The 20,630-nt window shown below is 69.2% G+C and carries 1 protein-coding gene; it reads right to left on the bottom strand.

All coding sequences use genetic code 11. The annotated features are described in order from the left end of the window. Window positions 1-67: 67 nt before the first annotated feature. Window positions 68-20,605 carry a hypothetical protein gene (locus tag CFE35_RS04120; RefSeq protein WP_292928234.1) on the bottom strand — a complete coding sequence of 6,846 codons (20,538 nt, stop codon included), beginning with the start codon at window positions 20,603-20,605 and terminating at the stop codon, window positions 68-70. Window positions 20,606-20,630: the final 25 nt, after the last annotated feature.

The following is a 20,630-nucleotide window of genomic DNA, read 5'->3' as shown; positions in this document are numbered from 1 at the left end:
CGGTCGCCATGCCCCTCGCATGCCTGCGTGACGGTTTGGTGTCGCTGCTCTCTCTCAGGCCCCGCTCTCAGGCAACTGTCAGCTGCGCCACGGTCGTGGTCATGCTGCTGTCGCTGTAGAACGTGTAGTCGTTGCCGGACTGCGTATAGAACGCGCCGCTGCCGATCTGCAGCGTATCGCCCGCATTGAAATCCACCGTGAGGTGTGAGGCATTGCCCGCCCCCGCCACGCCCTGGATGAAGCTGGCGTCCACCGCCAGATTGGCGTTGGTGCCGCTGCCGGTGAAGTCGATCGTCTCGACCCGGCTGAGCACGCTGGACAGCTGGGCCGAAGAGACGGTGCCCGCGTTCGCGGCCAGGGTCACGCTGTCGGTTCCGCCGCCGCCATCGACCGAGAAGCCATTGCCGAGCGCGAGCGTGAAGCTATCGGCAAAGCCTGATCCGATCACGTTCTCGATGCCGGAAAGGCTGTCGCCCGCCGCATCGCCGCCGCTCCCCGTGCCGGTGCCTGCGCCGCCGCCGCCAAGGTTGAGCGCAATGGCCCCGCCCGCCTGCGAATAGTCCGCCGTATCGGTGCCGCTGCCGCCGATCAGGCTGTCGGCGCCCGCGCCGCCGGCCAGCCGGTCGTTGCCGTTGCCGCCATCGAGCACGTTGGCCCCGCCATCGCCGGTCAGGCGGTCGTTGAACGCCGAACCGATGAGATTTTCGACTGCGTTGTAGCTGTCACCGGCCGCTTCGTTGGTGTTGAACCCGCTATCCGCAAGGTTGGCGGCCACGCCCAGCGCCGAATTGGCGTATGTCGCCGTATCGCTGCCGGCGCCGCCGTCCATCGCATCGCTGCCCGCGCCGCCATTGAGGAGGTCGTTGTCCGCCTCGCCAAACAGCGTGTCGTTGCCGCCCCCGCCGGTCAGCGTGTCGTCGCCGCTGCCGCCGCGGAAAGTTTCGTCTGCCGCAGAGCCGATGAAGGTGTCGGCCAGCGCTGTGCCGATGACGTGTTCGATGCCCGAAAGCACATCGCCGGCCGCATCGCCGCCGCCCGATGCCGTGCCATCGAGCCGGGCGGTGATCGCACTGGCCGAGGCGGAATAGTCGATCGTGTCGAACCCGCCGCCGCCGGTGATGGTGTCCGCCCCGGTGCTGCCATAAAGCGTATCGTCGCCCAGCCCGCCATCGAGCAGTTCGACCCCTGCGCCGCCGCGCAGCGTATCGCCCAGCGCCGAACCGACCACGCCTTCGATCGAGGTGTAGCTGTCGCCCACCGCATCGGCTGCGGTGACCACCAGGCTGCCCGTGGCGAAGCTTGCGGTGATGGCGCTGGCCGAATTGGCGAACGAGACGCTATCGGTGCCTGTGCCGCCATTGAGCGTATCCCCGCCGTCTCCGCCGACCAGCACATCGCTGCCGGTGCCGCCTTGCAGCGTATCCGCGCCTGCCGTGCCCAACAGCGTATCGTCGAAGCTGGAACCGATCAGGATCTCGACGCCGCTGATCAGGTCGCCGGTGGCCTCGTTGCCTGTGCCTGCGGTGCCATCGAGATAAGCGGTCACGCCGCCGGTCGAATTGGCATACGTCAGGGTATCGGTGCCCGCGCCGCCATCAATCGCATCAGCCCCGGTGCCGCCATTGAGCAGGTCGTTGCCATTCCCGCCGGTCAGGGTGTCATCGCCGACGAAACCGCTGATCGTGTCGTTGCCGTCGCCGCCGCTCAGCGTTTCGTTGGAGTTCGAACCGACCAGCGTATCGGCAAAGGCCGAACCGACGATGGCTTCGACCGAGGTGAGCACATCGCCCTGGGCAAAGCCGCCGTTGGCCGAGGTGCCATCAAGATAGACCGAGACGGCCGCGTTCGAGTCCGAATAGTCCGCCGTGTCGAAGCCATTGCCGCCGTTGAGCGTATCGGCCCCGCCGCCGCCGCGCAGGAAGTCGTCACCTGCGCCGCCGGCCAGCACGTTGGCATTGCCGTCGCCCAAAAGTGTATCGGCGCTGCCCGAACCAGTCAGGTTTTCGATGCCCACATACGTGTCACCTGCCGCATCGCCCGCGCTGCCATTGCCCGCCAGAAGGCTCGCCGAAACGCCGCTGCCGGAGGCGGCATAGCTCACCGTGTCGGTGCCGCTGCCGCCGTCGAGCACGTCGTTGCCGGCATCGCCGCGCAAGGTGTCGTTGCCTTCCATGCCATAAAGCGTGTTGCCGCCTGCACCGCCCCACAGCGTATCGTCGAACTGGGTGCCCTGCAGGATCTCCACATTGGTGACGATATCGCCTTGCGCCTCGCCGCCGCTGCCAGCGGTGCCATCAAGGCCGATGGTCACCGCGCCCGAGCCATAGTAGCTGACCGTATCGGTGCCGCCCGCGCCGTTGATCGTGTCTGCCCCGCCCAGACCGCGGAACCATTCCGCTGTGCCCGTGCCGGTCACGCTGTCGGCCTGGTTCGTCAGATAGATGATCTGGAAGTTGCTGTAGGTATCGCCAGCCGCATCGCCGCCCACGCCTGCCGTCACGCCGTTCAGATTGATGGTGACGCCAGTGGTGACAGAGACGTTCTCTGGCCGAACGGGATCCGTGCCGAAGAACAGGATGTTGGTGCCGGTGCCGCCATCCAGCGCATCTGCGCCCGCGCCGCCGGAAATGCGGTCATCGCCGTTGCCGCCGGTGATCGTGTCGTTTCCGCCAAGCCCGATCAGGTTGTCGTTGCCATCGCCGCCAGTGAGCACGTTGTTGCCGCCGTTGCCCTGCAGCGTATCGCTAGAAGCCGATCCGGTCAGGTTCTCGATATTGGCGTAAGTATCGCCCAGCGCATCACCAGCCGTGCCGTTGCCAGAATTGAGATCGGCGATAACTCCGCTCGCCGCTGCGGAATAATCGACCAGGTCGGTGCCTGCGCCGCCATCCATGAAATCGAAGCCGTTGCCGCCCAGCAGCGTATCGTTACCCGCCTCGCCGCTGAGCGAGTCGCTGCCCGCGCCGCCGTCGATCACGTCGTCCCCGCCGCCGCCGCGCACGGAGTTGTTGCTCAGGCCGCCGGTCAGCGTATCGTTGAAGGCGGAGCCGATCAGGTTGACGAAGCCGGAGAAGGTATCGCCTTGCGCATCGCCCTGCGTGCCGCTGCCCGCAGCAAGGCTGGCGGTGATCGCCCCTGCCGCCGATGCGTAGCTCAGCGTGTTGGCACCGCTGCCGCCGCTCATGGTATCGGCCCCTGCGCCGCCGTCGATCGTGTCGTCGCCGTCCTCGCCCAACAGCGTATCGGTGCCCGCGCCGCCGTTGATCGTATCGTTGCCGAAGCTGCCATAGATCGTGTTGGCATTGCCATTGCCGGTCAGCGTGTCCGAACCGCTGCCGCCCGTCAGGTTTTCGAAATTTGAGAAGGTATCGCCCTGGGCATCGCCGCCACTGGCCGCGCCGGTCAGCAGGTTCACGGTGATCGAAGCTGTCGAGCCGAGGTAGCTCAGCGTATCTGTGCCCGCCTCGCCATCCATCGCATCGGCGCCAAAGGCACCGAAAATCAGATCGTTGCCGCCGCCGCCCTTGATAGTGTTGGCTGCACCGCTCCCGGTGATGGTATCGTCGAAAGCGGAGCCGATGATGTTTTCGACCGTGTTCGGCGTGAACGAATCGCCCTCGGCATCGCCGCCGGTATTGCTGTTGATCAGAAGATTGATGGTGACCGCCGCGCCCGAGGCCGCATAGTCGGCTGTATCGATCCCCGCGCCGCCATCGAAGTTGTCGGCTCCGGCCCCGCCGACGAGCAGATCGTTGCCGTTGCCGCCGAAGAGAAGATCGTTGCCGCCACTGCCATCCAGCGTGTCGTTGCCATCGTTGCCATAGACGGTGTCCGTCCCGGCCGAACCGACGAAGCTGTCGTTGAACGCCGAGAGCGAATAGTTCTCGACGTTGGTATACGTGTCACCTTGCGCCAGGCCTGTGGAAAGCGCGGCATTGGCAAGATTGACGACGAGCGCGCTGCCCGAAGCGGTGTAGTCCACCGTATCGTTGCCCGCGCCGCCGTCCAGCGTATCCGCCCCCAGCCCGGGCGCGAGCACATCATCGCCCGCGCCGCCGAGGATGGTATCGGCATTGGCCGAACCGTAGATCACGTCAGACAAGGCCGAGCCGATCACGCGTTCCACGCCGATCAGCACATCGCCATTGGCCTGGCCCGCGCTGCCCGCGGTGCCGTCCATGCGCACGATCACACCGCCCGCAGAGGAATAATCCGCCGTATCGAAGCCGCTGCCGCCATCGAGCGTATCCGCGCCGCTGCCGCCGATCAGCGTATCGTCGCCTGCGCCGCCGGTCAGCGTCTCGTTGAAGCCCGCGCCGATGAGCGTATCCGCCTGCGCAGAGCCGATCACCCGTTCCACGCCGATGATCGTGTCGCCCTCAGCGTCGCCGCCGCTCGATGCGGTGCCGTCAAGCTGGACGGTGACAGCCGCCAGGCTCCCCGAATAGTCGATGGTGTCGCTGCCGGTGCCGCCTTCGATGTTGTCGGCCTGCCCGAACGAGGCGAACGTGTCATTCCCGCCCCAGCCCAGCAGCGAAGAAGCCGCGGTGGAGCCGCCGCGCAAGGTATCGCCGTAGTTGGCCGAACCGTAGATCACCTCGATCCCCGAAAGCACATCGCCCGCAGCCCAGCCACCCGAACTGACCGTGCCGTTGTTGGTGATGGTGATCGCTGCGTTGGAATTGCGGTAATCGGCGATGTCGCTGCCGAGTCCGCCGGTCGCCTGATCCGCGCCAAGCCCGGTCACGATCGTGTCGTCGCCGTCCCCGCCGTTCAGCACGTCGGCTCCGTCCGCGCCGGTCAGCGTGTCGTTGCCGCCGCCTGCCAGAATGGTCGATCCGGTGGCCGCCGCCACGATCGTGTCGTTCTGAGCCGAACCGATCGCGGTTTCGATATCGAACAGCCGGTCGCCCGCCGCATCGCCCGTGCCGCCAAAGCCGCCGTCCATGTAGATCAGCATGCCGCTGCTGGTGGAGGCGGAATAATCCGCCACGTCGCTGCCGCCGTCGCCGCGATAGACATCTGCCCCGCCTGAGGCGACGAACAGGTCATCGCCCGCAGCGCCGACGAACTCTTCGTCGGCGCTGCGTCCTTCGAACCGGTCTGCCAGGCCCGATCCGACCACACGCTCGATATTGGCCAGCGTATCGCCCTCGGCCTCGCCGCCGCTCGATGTGCCGCCGGTGCGGATCGTCACTGCGCCAGCCGATGCCGAATAGTCCGCCGTGTCGCTGCCTGCGCCGCCGTCGATAGTGTCGGCCCCCGTGCCGCCGGAGATCGTATCGTCGCCGATCCCGCCGAGCAGAGTATCGGTGCCCGCGCCGCCCACCAGCGTGTCGTTGCCATCGAACCCGTCGAACCAGTCGTTGCCGCCCGCGCCCACGAACGTGTCGGTCCCGCGCGATCCGGTGAACCGCTCGACGGCCACGAAGGTATCGCCCGCCGCATCGCCGCCGGTGGCAGTGCCTGCCGCCAGATCGACCGTCACGCCGTCCACCGAACCGGCATAGCTCACCGTATCGGTGCCCGCCCCGCCATCGATCACATCGGCGCCGCCCTCGCCCGAAAGCCGGTCGTTGCCTGCGCCGCCTTGGATGCTGTCTGCGCCGGTCCCGCCCGAGATCGTATCGCCGCCGTCGCCGCCGCTCAGGGTATCATTGGAAAACGCGCCGGTGATGGTATCGGCAAAGCTCGATCCGATCACGCCTTCCACCCCGGTCAGCCGGTCACCTGCCGCAATATCGCCGCTGCCCGCGCTGCCATCGAGCGCCACGGTCACGCCCGCACCCGCGCCGGAATAGTCGGCGGTGTCGTTGCCGTCCCCGCCGATCAGCGTATCGGTGCCCGCGCCTGCCACCAGCGTGTCGTCGCCCGCGCCGCCATCCAGCGTGTTGGCCGCCGCGCCGCCGATCAGCGTATCGGCATAGTCGGATCCGAGCAGCCGTTCGATCCCGGTCAGGCTGTCGCCCGCCGCATCACCTGCGCTGCCACTGCCATTGCCGCCGCCTGCCGCAAGGCTGACGGTGACGGCTACGCTAGCAGATTGATAGGAGGCTGTGTCGAAGCCAGCCCCGCCATCGATGGCATCGCCGCCCGCACCGCCCTCGATCACGTCGTTGCCGTCATTGCCGGTCAGGGTCTCGGCTGCCGCACCGCCCACCAGCGTATCGGCAAAGGCCGAACCCAGCACGCGTTCGATGCCGATCAGCACGTCGCCAGTGGCCGAACCGCCCGCGCCGGGGTCCACGCCGTTGTTGTAGATCGTCACGCCCTGTGTGCTCGCGGTATAGTCCGCCGTATCCACCCCGGCACCGCCGTCGAGCACGTCGCTGCCGGTCCCACCGATCAGCGTGTCGTTGCCCGCGCCGCCCAGCAAGGTGTCCGCACCGGCCGCGCCGTCGAGCCGGTCGGTCCCCGCACCGCCTTCCAGAACGTCGGCCTGCCCGGAGCCGGTCAGACGGTCGGCCAGTGCCGAACCCACCACGCGCTCGATACCGGAAAGCACATCGCCCGCCGCATCGCCCGCGCTGCCGGTCCCTGCGCCCAGATCAAGCGTGACCGCCGCCGCCGAAGCCGCATAGTCTGCGGTATCGAAGCCTTCGCCGCCGGTGAGGGTGTCGGCCCCGGCCAGCCCGGCCAGCACGTCATCGCCTGATTGGCCGAGCAGGGTATCTGCGCCGGTGCTGCCGCCCAGTGTATCGGCAAAGGCGGAGCCACGGATCGTTTCGATGCCCGCCAGCGTATCGCCCGCTGCATCGCCGCCGCTGCCTGCGCTGCCGTCGGTCGCAATGGTCACGCCTGCCGCAGAGTTCGCATAGTCCGCGATATCGCTGCCAAGCCCGCCGTCGATGGCATCCGCGCCGAGGCCGCCCTCGATGGTGTCGTTCCCGGTGCCGCCTGCCAGCGTGTCATCGCCCGCCGCGCCCTGCACCAGATCGTCGCCCGCGCTGCCATCGATGGTATCGGTGCTGGCCGAACCCAGCAGCGTGTCAGCAAAGCCAGAGCCGACCAGGCGCTCGACACCGGTCAGCACATCGCCGAGCGCATCGCCCGCCGTACCCGAAACGCCGTCCATCCGCGCTGAAACGGCCGATCCAGCGCCGGAATAGTCCGCCGTATCAAGGCCCGCGCCGCCATCGAGCGCGTCGGCTCCCGCACCGCCAACCAGCTTATCGTCGCCCGCGCCGCCGGACAGGCTGTCGGCCCCTGCGCCGCCGGAGATCGTGTCGTTGCCATTGGCGCCAAAGATCGAATCGGCCCCGGCCGAACCGGTCGCGGTATCGGCAAAGGCCGTGCCAATGACCTGCTCGATGCCCGAAAGCACATCGCCTTCGGCGAGGCCACCAGAAGAGGCTGCGGCATCCATCCGCACAGTCACTGCCGCAGTACCCGCGCTGTAGTCGATGGTGTCGAACCCGGCCCCGCCGGTCAGCAGATCGGCCCCGGCGCTGGCGGTGAACACGTCATCGCCGGCCCCGCCGTCGATCTGATCGGCGCCCGCCGAACCGCCCAGCACATCGTTGAAGCCCGATGCGATCACCCGCTCGACATTGGCGATCATGTCGCCATCCGCGTCGCCGCCGACCGAGGCCGTCCCGTCCAGATTGATCGTCACCGCGCTGAGCGAGGTGGCGTAGGAAACCGTATCGGTGCCCGCGCCGCCGTCGATCCCGTCTGCGCCGGTGCCGCCGATCAGGGTGTCGTCGCCCGCTTCGCCCAGCAGCTGGTCGTCGCCGTCGCCGCCGGTCACCACGTCGTTGCCTGCCCCGGCGCGGAACGTCTCGTTCGCGGTGGCGCCGGTCAGGCGGTCGTCGAAGGCGGAGCCGATCAGCTGTTCGATGTTCACCAGCGTATCGCCCGCCGCATCGCTGCGGCTGCCCGCCGGGCCGCCCAGCGTCACGGTTACGCCGGACGCCGCGCCGGCATAGCTGGCGGTGTCAAAGCCCGTGCCGCCGTCCAGTGTGTCGGCCCCAGCCCCGCCGATCAGGGTGTCGTCCCCCGCTCCGCCCGAAAGCGTGTCATTGCCGGCGCCGCCGATCAGGGTGTCGTCGCCTGCTGCGCCTTGCAGCGTCTCGTTCGCGCCCGCGCCGACCAGCGTGTCCGCCTGCGCCGAACCGATCACGATCTCGATCCCGGTCAGCGTATCGCCATCGGCATCGCCGCCTGCGCCCGTGCTGCCATCAAGCGCCACGCGCACGGCCTGGATCGAAGCAGAGTAGTCGGCGATATCGCTGCCGCTTCCGCCGTCGAGCGCATCGCTGCCCGCGCCGCCGGTCAGGCTGTCGTTGCCCGCTCCGCCCTGCAAGCTGTCGTCGCCGAGCCCGCCCGCGAGCACGTCATTGCCGCCGCCGCCTTGCAGCACATCGGCATTGTTGCCGCCCGTCAGCCGGTCCGCCAGTGCTGAGCCGGTCAGCTGTTCGATGCCCGTCAGCGTATCGCCTGCGGCATCGCCGCCCAGCCCGGCGCCGGTGGCGAGGCTGATGGTGACAGCCGCGCCGCTTGCCGAATAGTCGGCGATGTCGAACCCGCTGCCGCCATCCAGCGTGTCCGCGCCCGCGCTGCCCTTCAGCGTGTCGTCGCCCGCGCCGCCCAGCAGCGCATCGGTGCTGCTGCCGCCGCGCAGGATATCGCCCGCGGCGCTGCCGATCAGCACTTCCACATTGGTGATGGTGTCGCCCGCCGCATCGCCGCCGGTATTGGCAGCGCCGTCCAGCCCAGCGTTCACCGCCCCAGTAGAGGCCGAGTAATCAGCCGTATCGCTACCCGCCCCGCCGTCGATGGTATCGGCGCCGTCGCTGCCGACGAGCGAGTCATCGCCCGCCTGGCCGAGCAGCGCATCGCCGCCTGCGCCCCCGATCAGCGCGTCGTTGCCGTCGCCGCCTTCCAGCGTGTCGTTGCCCGTGCCGCCACGCAGTGTGTCGCCTTGCGCCGAACCGATCACGCGCTCGATTGCGGTCAGGCTGTCGCCCGCCGCATCGCTGCCCGAAGAAACCGTCTCGTCCAGATTGACCGCAACTGCACCGGTCGCGCCCGAATAGTCTGCCGTATCGAAACCTGTGCCGCCGTCGAGCGTATCTCCGCCCGCGCCGCCGATCAGCGTGTCATCGCCAATGCCGCCCAGCAGCGTATCTGCCGCGCGTCCGCCTGAAATCGTATCAGCCCCTGCGCCGCCTTCCAGCACATCGGCCTGCCCCGAACCCGTCAGCGAATCCGCAAAGGCCGAGCCCACCACGCGTTCGATGCCCGAAAGCAGATCGCCTGCCGCATCGCCCGCGCTGCCGGAGCCGGCGGCGAGGTTTACGGCGACCGTGCCTGCTGCGGCGGAATAATCCGCCGTATCGAAACCGTCACCACCCATCAGGATATCGCCGCCCGCGCTGCCCAGCAGCACGTCATCGCCCGATTGACCCAGCAGGGTATCCGCGCCCGCACTGCCGCTCAGCGTATCGGCAAAGGCCGAGCCACGGATCGTTTCGATCCCCGCCAGCCTGTCGCCCGCAGCATCGCCGCCGCTACCTGCGCTGCCATCCGTCGCAATGGTCACGCCTGCCGCAGAGTTCGCGTAGTCCGCGATATCGCTGCCAAGGCCGCCCTCGATAGCATCCGCACCGAGGCCGCCCTCGATGGTGTCGTTCCCGGTGCCGCCTGCCAGCGTGTCATCGCCCGCCGCGCCCTGCACCAGATCGTCGCCCGCGCCGCCATCTATGGTATCGGCGCTGGCCGAGCCCAGCAGTGTATCGCCGAAGCCCGAACCGACGATGCGTTCGATGCTCGTCAGCACATCGCCCAGCGCATCGCCCAGCGAACCCGAAACGCCGTCCATCCGCGCTGAAACGGCCGATCCTGCGCCGGAATAATCCACTGTATCATCGCCTGCACCGCCATCCAGCGCATCGGCTCCGGCGCTGCCCAGCAGCGTGTCGTCGCCGCTACCGCCTTGCAACGTATCGGCACCTGCCCGCCCGCCCAGCACGTCCCCAAAGCCCGATCCGACGAGCACTTCGACATTGCTGATGACATCGCCAGCAGCGTCGCCGTTGCTGCCGACCGTTCCATCGAGATAGGCGTTCACACCGCTCGCCGCGCCGCCGTAGCTCACGGTGTCGATGCCGCCCCCGCCGTCGATCCGGTCTGCTCCGGCATCGCCCACCAGCGCGTCGTCGCCCGATCCGCCTTGCAGCGTATCGTCGCCCGCACCGCCCGCGATGTCATCATCCCCGGCGCCGCCCGCAAGGGTATCCGCCCCGCTGCCCCCGGTCAGACTGTCGTCGAAGGCCGTGGCGATGATCCGCTCGATGCCTGAGAGCGCATCGCCCTCGGCCTCGCCGCCGCGCCCCGGCGTGCCGTCGAGCACGATCTGCACGGCCGCGCCTGAAGTACCGTAGTCCGCCGTATCGAAGCCGTCGCCGCCAGTCAGGACGTCTGCTCCCGTGCCGCCGCGAAGCGTATCGTCGCCGAGGCCGCCCAGCAGCGTATCACCGCCGCCGCCGCCTGCCAGCGTGTCATTGCCGGCGCCGCCATCGAGCGTTTCGGCCACCGAAGCGCCGCTCATCAGGTCGTCCAGCGCCGAACCGATCACGCGTTCGATCCCGGCCAACGTATCGCCGTCGGCGTCGCCGCCGGTCGCGCTCGATCCGTCGAGCGTGATCTGCACCGCGCCCGTGCTCGCGCCATAGTCGGCGGTGTCGATCCCGCTGCCGCCGTCGATCTGGTCCGCGCCCGCCCCGCCGATCAGCCGGTCGTTGCCCAGCCCGCCGCGCAGCGCGTCGTCGCCTGCCCCGCCTGAGAGTATGTCGCTTCCCGCGCCGCCTGCGATGATTTCATCTGCCGCGCCGCCGCTGATCACGTCATTGAACGCCGATCCGTCGACCTGCTCGATGCCGCTGACCCGGTCGCCCTCGGCATCGCCGCCAAGGCCGCTGCCGGTGCCAAGATTGAGCCGCACGCCCGCCATCGAAGCGACGTAGCTCAACCGGTCGAACCCTTCGCCGCCGTCGATCCGGTCCGCGCCCTCGCCACCGTCGATGCGGTCGTCGCCTGCGCCGCCCAGCAGCGTGTCGTCGCCCGCCTTGCCCACCAGATCATCGTCGCCGTCCGCGCCTTCGAGCGTTTCCGCGCCTGTGCTGCCACCTAACAAATCGCCTGCGGCAGAGCCGATCACGCGCTCGATGCCTGCCAGCGTATCGCCTGCAGCATCGCCGCTGCCGCCCACGCTGCCGTCGGTGGCAATCGTCACTCCGCCGGTTGATGCCGAATAGTCTGCCGTATCGAAGCCGCTACCGCCGATCAGCGTGTCCACGCCGATCGATCCGGCGATCATGTCGTCGCCCGCTCCGCCGTCGAGCGTATCGTTGCCGCTGCCGCCTGCCAGCGTATCGCCGAACGCTGAACCGACGAGCCGCTCGATCGTGAACAGCCGGTCACCTTCGGCATCTCCGCCGCTGCCGGTGCGTCCGTCAAGACCCGCGCTGATCGCGGCGGTGGAGTCCGAATAGTCGGCGGTATCGCTGCCGTCGCCGCCCACCAGCACGTCGCTGCCGAGGCTGCCGCGCAGCCTGTCGTCACCCTCGCCCGCGCGCAGCGTTTCGCCACCCGCGCTGCCGCCAAGCGTGTCGCCAAAGGCCGATCCGATCAGCACTTCGATCCCGCTCAAGGTATCGCCTGCCGCAGCCCCGCTGCCAGCGGTCCCGTCGAGCGAGACGGTCACACCGCTGTTCGCTTCGGCATAGCTGGCCGTATCGCTGCCGGTCCCGCCGTCGATCGCGTCGGCGCCGTCGCCGCCCACGATCGCGTCGTTGCCAGCGCCGCCCGTCAGCGCGTCGTTGCCGCCGCCGCCGAGAAGGGTGTCACCACCCGCCCCGCCATCGATGCGGTCTGCATTGTCGCTGCCGTTCAGCTGGTCGTCGAAGTCTGAACCCGCCAGCGCTTCGATGCCCAGCAGCACGTCGCCCGCGCCGTCGCCGCCGCTGCCTGCGCGCCCATCGAGATAGGCCGTCACGGCTGCGCCCGATCCGGCATAGCTCACCGTGTCGCTGCCCCCACCGCCGTCGAGCAGGTCGTTGCCCGCGCTGCCCAGCAGGGTATCGTCGCCCGCGCCGCCAAGGATTGTCTCCGCGCCGCTGCCTCCGCCCAGCCTATCGCCAAAGGCCGAACCGATCAGGCGCGCAATGCCGGTCAGCGTATCGCCTGCCGCTTCGCCGCCAGTGCCCGCCGCGCCCGAAAGATCGACCGCGACGCCTTCCGCCGCATCGGCATAGGTCGCGGTGTTGGTGCCGGTCCCGCCGTCGATCACATCCGCGCCGAGCCCGCCCGCCAGCACGTCGTCACCGCTGCCGCCCAGCAGGATGTCGTTGCCCGCACCGCCGCTCATGCTATCGTCGCCTGCGCCGCCGTCGATCCGGTCATCTGCCGCGCCGCCGGTGATCGTGTCGCCCTCGGCCGATCCGATCACGCTTTCGATTCCGGTCAGCACATCGCCTTCCGCATCGCCGCCGCTGGCCGGAGTGCCGCCCGGCCCGCCATCCAGACTGATGGTGACGCCCGCCGCCGAATCCGCATAGCTGGCAGTATCGAAGCCGTCGCCGCCGTCCAGCCGGTCCGCGCCGATCCCGCCGCTCAGCTGGTCGTCGCCCGCGCCGCCCCGCAGCGTGTCGCTGCCGCCCTGGCCCGAAAGCGTATCGTTGCCCGCGCCGCCATCCAGCGTCTCACCTTGCGAGGTGCCGGTGATCGCGTCATCAAACGCCGATCCGATCGCGTTTTCGATGGAAGAGAGCGTGTCGCCCTGCGCATCGCCGCCCGCCGAAAGCGAACCGTCAAGGTTGATCGAAATCCCGGTGGCAGATGTCGAATAGTCCGCCGTATCCGAACCTGCGCCGCCCAGCAGCAAGTCCGCGCCCGCGCCGCCGCGCAAGCTGTCGTTGCCGATCCCGCCGTCCAGCGTATCGTTGCCGATCCCGCCTTCCAGCAGATCCGCGCCGCCGCGGCCGCGCAAGATGTCCTCGCCGTCCGAACCGCCAAGCGTGTCGGCAAATTCGCTGCCCTCCACGATCTCGATGCCGCTGTAGCTGTCGCCTGCCGCTTCGCCTCCAGTCCCGCCGCTGGCCAGGCTGAGCGCAACGCCTGCCTGCGCGCGCGAATAGTCCGCCGTGTCCACGCCCGCGCCGCCATCCAGCACGTCTGCCCCGCCGCCGCCGCGCACGGTATCGTCGCCCGCGCCGCCGCGCAGGGTTTCGTCCGCAGTGCCGCCGGTGATCACGTCGGCTTCCGCCGATCCGATCACTTCCTCGATGCTGGTCAACTGGTCGCCTTCAGCGAGGCCGCTCGCGCTTGCCCCACCCGCGAGCGTCACATCGACGCCGACGAGCGAGGCCGAATAGTCCGCCGTATCATGGCCTTCGCCGCCGTCGATGGCATCGGCCCCGGCCCCGCCGTCGATCACATCGTCGCCTGCGCCGCCGCGCAAGGTATCGTCGCCGCCTGCGCCGCGCAGCGCGTCATCGCCTGCGCCGCCGTCCAGCGTATTGTTCTGCGAGGAGCCGAGGAGCCGGTCGTCGAAGGCCGAGCCGATCACGCGCTCGATGCTGTCAAGCGTATCGCCTGCCGCATCGCCTGCCGTGCCGCGTCCACTGCCGAGCGATACGGTGACGCCCGCCGCCGCATCGCTGTAGTCTGCGGTATCGAAGCCTTCGCCGCCGATCAGCTGATCCGCGCCGCCGCGCCCGGCCAGCACGTCGTCGCCTGCGCCGCCGATCAGGCTGTCGTCTGCCGCCGTGCCGCGCAAGGTATCGGCAAAGGCCGATCCGATCAGGTTTTCGACCGCCACCAGCCGGTCGCCTTCAGCCGCGCCGCCCGTGGAGACCGAGCCATCGACCGAGACCGCAACGCCCGAACTGGAATCCGAATAATCGACCGTGTCGGTCCCGTCGCCGCCGTTGATGAGATCGCTGCCCGCGCCGCCGTCGAGGCTGTCGTTGCCTGCGCCGCCTTGCAAGGTGTCGTCGCCGCCTGCGCCGTCCAGCACATCGTTGCCAGCGCCGCCGTCCAGCAGGTTGCCGGTGTTGCTGCCGGTCAGCCGGTCGTCGAGCGCCGATCCGATCACGCCTTCGATGCGGCTTATCTGATCGCCTGCTGCGTCACCGCCGATCCCGGTCGAGCCATCCAGCGCTACCGTTACCGCGCCATCGCTGGAGCTGTAATCCAGCACATCGGTGCCGCTGCCGCCGTCGAGCACGTCGGCCCCGGCGCTGCCCTTGATGGTATCATCGCCTGCGCCGCCCTGAATCGTCTCGCTGCCCGCGCCGCCGCCAAGGCTGTCGCCAAAGGCAGAACCGATCAGGCGCTGGATGCCGGTCAGGGTATCGCCTGCGGCTTCGCCCGCAGTGCCCGCCGCACCGGAAAGGTCGATGGCCACGCCTTCGCCGGCATCGGCATAGCTCGCCGTGTTGCTGCCCGAACCGCCATCGATGACGTCTCCGCCAAGCCCGCCCGAAAGCACGTCGTCGCCGCTGCCGCCCAGCAGGCGGTCATCGCCCGCGCCGCCTGCGACGAGGTCGTCGCCCGCGCCGCCCGCGATGGTTTCGGCGGCATCCGCGCCGATCAGGGTATCGTCATAGGCGGAGCCGGTGAGGTTCTCGATGCCGATCAGCTGGTCGCCCTCGGCATCGCCGCCCGCGTTGACCGATCCATCGAGGTTGACGGTGACGGCCTGCGCCGAAGTGCCGTAATCAACCGTGTCGGTGCCGTCGCCGCCCTCGATGCGGTCCGCGCCCGCGCCGCCGTCGAGGTCGTCGTCGCCCGCACCGCCGCGCAGTGTGTCGTTGCCTTCGCCGCCCTCCAGCGCGTCGCCCCCCGCGCCGCCTTCCAGCATATCGTCATTGAGGCTGCCGAGCAGACGGTCGTCGAATGCCGAGCCGACCAGCCGCTCGATCCCGCTAAGAGTATCGCCTTGCGCATCGCCGCCGATGCCGATGCTGCCGCCAAGCCCGGCGACCAGCCCTTGGGTGGAAGCCGAATAGTCGACCGTGTCAAAGCCCGCGCCGCCGTCCAGCGTATCCGCCCCGGCGCCGCCATCAAGGCTGTCATTGCCCGCGCCGCCCAGCAGGGTGTCCGCGCCTGCGCGTCCGGCGAGCACGTCGTTGCCCGCGCCGCCTGCGATGGTTTCGTCACCCGCCGCGCCTGTCAGCGTGTCCGCGCCCGATGAGCCGACGAGCCGTTCGATCGAAGCCAGCGTATCGCCTGCCGCATCGCCGCCCGTGCCGGTGCCGCTGGCCAGATCGACCGCAACGCCCAGCGCCGATGCGCTGTAATCGGCGGTATCGATGCCGGCCCCGCCATCGAGCGCGTCCGCCCCGCCGCGCCCGGCGAGCAGGTCATTGCCGCCGCCGCCGTGCAAGGTTTCGTCCGCCCCCGCACCGATGATCGTGTCGTCGTTGCCGCTGCCGGTCACTTCTTCGATGCCCGCCAGCGTATCGCCGGTGGCAAGCCCGCCAAAGCCGGTGGTGCCATCGAGATAGACGCTCACGCCCGAGCCGGAGAGGCTGTAGTCGGCGCGGTCATGTCCCGCGCCGCCTTCGATGGTGTCTGCGCCGCTGCCGCCCTCGATCACGTCGTCGCCCGCGCCGCCCAGCAGCGTGTCATCGCCCGCTGCGCCTGCCAGCGTGTCGTTGCCGTCGGCGCCGCTCAGGCGGTCGGCTGCGGCGCTGCCGGTCAGTCGGTCGTCGAAGGCAGAGCCGAGCACGCTTTCCACGCCGATCAGCTGATCGCCTTCCGCATCGCCGCCCGTGCCGGTGCCCCCGCCGAGATCGACGGAAACCGCTGCGCCCGAAGCGCCATAATCGGCGGTATCGAAGCCGAGCCCGCCGTCCAGCTTGTCCGCCCCCGCGCCGCCATCGAGCAGGTCCTCGCCCGCATCGCCGATCAGCGTATCGGCGCCGTCTGCGCCGACCAGCCGGTCATCGCCCGCGCCGCCTTCCAGCGTCTCGTCCGCGCCAACCCCGGTGATGCGGTCGTTGTAGTCGGAGCCGAGCACGATCTCGAAGCCCTTGACCGAATCGCCCTCGGCATCGCCGCCTTCGCCCGCCGTGCCATCCAGCACCAGCGTGATCCCGCTGCGGCTTTCCTCGAAGCTGACCGTGTCGGTCCCTTCGCCGCCATCGAGGATATCCGCGCCGCCGCGGCCTTCGATGATGTCATCGCCCGCGCCGCCCAGCAGCGTGTCGTTGCCCGCCGAACCATCGAGCGTATCGCCAAAGGCTGTGCCGATCACGCCTTCGATCCCGCTGAGCTGATCGCCTTCGGCATCGCCGCCGCTGGCGCTGCCAAATGTGAGGTCGACACTGATCCCCGCGCGCGATGCGCTGTAGTCGGCCACGTCCGAACCCGCTCCGCCGCTCAGCACGTCGGCCCCGGCGCTGCCATGAAGCGTGTCGTTGCCGCCCTGGCCAAGCAGGGTGTCGGCATCGGCTGAACCGCGCAGGGTATCGCCAAAGGCCGAACCGGAAATCCCTTCGATCCCGGCAAAGCGGTCGCCCTCGGCATCGCCGCCGGTGTTCGCCCCGCCATCCAGCCCGGCGTTCACCCCGGCTTCGGACCGGGCATAATCGGCGGTATCGCTGCCCAGCCCGCCGGTCAGAATGTCTGCGCCTGCCCCGCCGTCGAGCCGGTCGTTACCCGCGCCGCCGTCCAGCGTGTCCACGCCCGCGCCGCCGCTCAGGCGGTCGTCGAAGCTGGAGCCCAGCACCCGTTCGATCCCCGAAAGCGTATCGCCCTGCGCATCGCCGCCAAGGCCGACCGAACCATCGTTGCCCACCACCACGCCCGTGGCGCTGCGGCTGTAGTCTGCGGTGTCGAACCCTGCGCCGCCGATCAACCGGTCCGCGCCGCCAAGGCCCGCCAGCGTGTCGTCCCCCGCGCCGCCGTCCAGCGTGTTGGCGCTGTCGTTGCCTGCCAGCTGGTCGCCAAAGGCCGAACCTGCCAGCGCTTCGATCCCTTCAAGCTGGTCGCCCGCGGCATCGCCTCCGGTTCCGGCCGTGCCGTCCAGCGCCACGGTCACTGCACTGCGCGATCCGGCATAGTCCGCCGTGTCGAACCCTTCGCCGCCCTGCAGCAGGTCGGCCCCGCCGCCGCCGGTCAGCACGTCGTCGCCCGCGCCGCCCGCCAGCCGGTTGGCCTCGCCATTGCCGATCAGCCGGTCGGCGAGGTCGGAGCCGCTCGCGTTCTCGATCCCCGCCAGCGTATCGCCCGCCGCGCTGCCGCCGCTGCCCGTGCCCAGGCCGAGATCGACTTGCACCGCACCCGTCGAATCGCTGTAATCCGCCGTATCCGCGCCGGTTCCGCCCATCAGCGCATCCGCGCCCAGCCCGCCGCGCAGCGTATCGTCGCCTGCGCCGCCTTCGAGGCGGTTGTCGCCGCTGTCGCCCAGCAGGGTATCGGCATAAGCGCCGCCGATCACCCGCTCGATGCCGGAAAGTCGGTCGCCCTCGGCGATCTCGCCGGTGGAGGCATTGCCATCGAGCCGCACCGTCATCGCGCCGCCCGCTGCTGAATAGTCGGCGGTATCATCGCCCTCGCCGCCGCCGAGCATATCCGCACCGAGATCGCCGGTCAGCGTATCGTCGCCTGCCTGCCCAGCCAGTGTGTTGTCGCCCGCATCGCCGCCCAGCCGGTCGGCAAAGGCCGAACCGCGCAAGCTTTCGATCCCGCGCAGCACATCGCCCGCCGCATCGCCGCCGCTGCCCGCCGCACCATCGAGCGCGATGGCAATGCCTGCGGCCGAGCTTCCGTAGTCTGCAGTATCGCTGCCGTCTCCGCCGGTCAGCGTATCCGCGCCCGCTCCGCCCGCAAGCAGATCGTTGCCCGCGCCGCCGATCAGCGTCTCGTCCGCGCCTGCGCCCAGCAGGGTATCGTCTTGCGCGCTGCCGATCACCTTTTCGATGCCAGTGAGCTGGTCGCCATCGGCATCGCCGCCTTCCGAAACGGCTCCGTCCAGCCGCACCGTCACGCCAAAGCGCGATCCGCTGTAGTCCGCGGTATCGAACCCGGCTCCGCCTGCGATGGCGTCAGCGCCGCCCAGCCCGACAAGCAGGTCATCTCCCGCCAGCCCGCGCAGCACATCGCCGCCCGCCGAACCGATCAGGGTATCGCCAAAGCGCGAGCCTTCGAGGCCCTCGATGCTGGGGAACACATCGCCCACCGCATCGCCGCCATCGCGCAGCGATCCATCGAGCGCGACTTGCACCGCCGCGCTCGAACCGGCGTAGCTCGCGATGTCGAAACCTGCGCCGCCATCCAGCGCATCGCCGCCGAAACTGCCTTCCAGCACATCGTCGCCCGCGCCGCCGTTCAGCGTTTCCGCGCCGCGCGCGCCGGTCAGGCGGTCGTCGAAGGCGCTGCCGTCCAGCACTTCGATAGCGGCGTAGGTATCGCCTTCGGCCTCGCCGCCATGGCTGGTGCGGCCATCGAGATAGACTGCGACCGCCGTCTCGCTTGCGCTGAAATCGACCGTATCGGTGCCGCCCGCGCCGTCCACGTGGTCTGCGCCTGCGCCGCCGGTCAGGCGGTTGTCGCCGCTGTCGCCGGTCAGCGTGTCGCCGTGCGCCGATCCGATGAGGTTCTCGATCCCGCTGGCCGTATCGCCCGCCGCATCGCCGCCCTTGCCCGTCGTCCCGTCCAGCCGCGCATCGACGCCCTTCGCCGAACCGCTGTAGTCGAGCGTATCGGTGCCCGCGCCGCCGTCGAAGCGGTCGGCCCCGGCGCTGCTCGTCATCCGGTCATCGCCTGCGCCGGCCTCGATCCATTCTTCGGCTGTGCCGCCGTGAAGCGTGTCATTGCGGGCGGTCGCGATCACGTGCTCGATGCCGGTCAGCGTATCGCCTTCGGCCTCGCCGCCCCGGTTCGCCTGCCCGTCGAGGAACACTTCGATGCCGTCGGCCCCGGCGGGCGCGCCATCGAGGGCGTGGGTATAGTCCGCCGTATCGCTGCCCGCGCCGCCATCGAGCACGTCCGCGCCCTTGCCGCCGATCAGCGTGTTGTCCTTGCCGTCCCCGGTCAGGCGGTCAGCGAAGTCAGACCCGATCAGCCCTTCGACATTGGTGTAGCTGTCCCCTTCCGCAGCGCCGCCCTTGCCCTTGCCGGAGCCAAGGTTCGCGTCCACGCCCTCGCCCGAGAGGTGGTAGTCGACCATATCTGTGCCGCTGCCGCCGTCGATGCTGTCCGCGCCTGCACCGGCGTGGATATGATCGTCGCCGCTGCCCGCAGAAATCGTGGTGCCGGGCGGATTGGCAAACAGCACGTAGATCGGCTCGCCGGTTACGGGATCCTTCACCGTCATCCCGGCGTCGTCGGTCACGTCCCTGATGCCGAAATGCGTCGAGACCCCCACCGCGAAAGTCGAGGTCTCGCCATCGGACGAAAGGCCGAGCAGCACGGGGAAGTAGAACTCGTCCTTGAACCCGCTCGTGCCTGGCTCGGCGCTCGTTGGCGGCAGCTTGTAGGTCAGTTCGATCTCGAACGAGAAGTGCGACTGGCTTGCGGGGACGGGCACGGTCTTGCCGGTCTCGTCGGTGGTCGTCGTCAGCTTCTCGATCTTGCCCTGGTCGATCTTGACCAGCCAGCCCTTGTCGGTGAGCGTGCCGTTGACCACCGCATAGCCATCGGGAAGCGAGGGGATCAGCACTTCGAGCAGATCGAGCCCCTTGGCCGGGACTTCGGCCACCACGTTGAGCACGCGCAGGCTGGTGCCCGGCGGGGCCTTGGCCGGATCATCGGCATAGATCACATCATTGCCCGATGTGCCCTCGATGCTTTCGGGCGCAGACTGCGCCTTGAAGCCGGAATCCTTGGAGGAACCGGGGCCGCCAGTATCGCCCTTGATCACGGTCTCGCCGTTTTCGGTGGTGCGGGTTACGCCTTCGGAGTTGAACAGCTCGAAGGTCAGCTTGGGCACGAGCTTGCCGATGCCTGCCGGGCCCAGCGCATCGTCGGGCGCGGGATCGGCCGCGCGCGGGGATTGCACGCCGGGGGTGGACGGGCTCTGCGGCTGCGAATCGCTGATCTTCTCGGTCAGCGCCTTGCCACTCTCGTCGGACTTGTGCTGGTTGTCCTCCTTGGCAGCGGCTTCGGCTTGCGCCTGTGCTGAATCCTCGGGCTGCACGGCTCCTTCCGGCTTGATCTGCTCGGCGGGCTTGGTCGCATCTGCGCTGGACAAGTGCAGTTCGAGCGCCGGGCTCTGCGGGCTGATCTCGCCCACCATGCCCACGGCCTGATCGGAGGAGAATTCCTTGTCGGTGAACAGGATGACCGGCTTGCGCCCCGAAAACGCGGCCAGCGCCATGCCCGGAATGATGATGCGCGATCCATCGGTGAACACCAGCACGACGTCGACGTCGGCGATCTCGACCTTGAAGGGCGCATACTTGATGCCAAGCTTGGCCTTGTCGTCGGCATCGAGCGCGACGACCTTGGCCGCGCCGTAGGCCTGCTTTTGGACCGCGACCTGCGCGCCTTCGCCGGGGGCTGGGGAGTCCGCTTCGGGCGCAAGCCGAGCCGAGCCCTTGGTTCCCTTGGACTTGCCGGCGGATCCCGATTTGGCGCGAACGATCTTGACCATGTGACCTCTGTTGCTGGGCGCCCGG

This window comes from Novosphingobium sp. PASSN1 (assembly GCF_002278815.1).
This window is presented reverse-complemented; position numbering and strand designations above follow the sequence as displayed.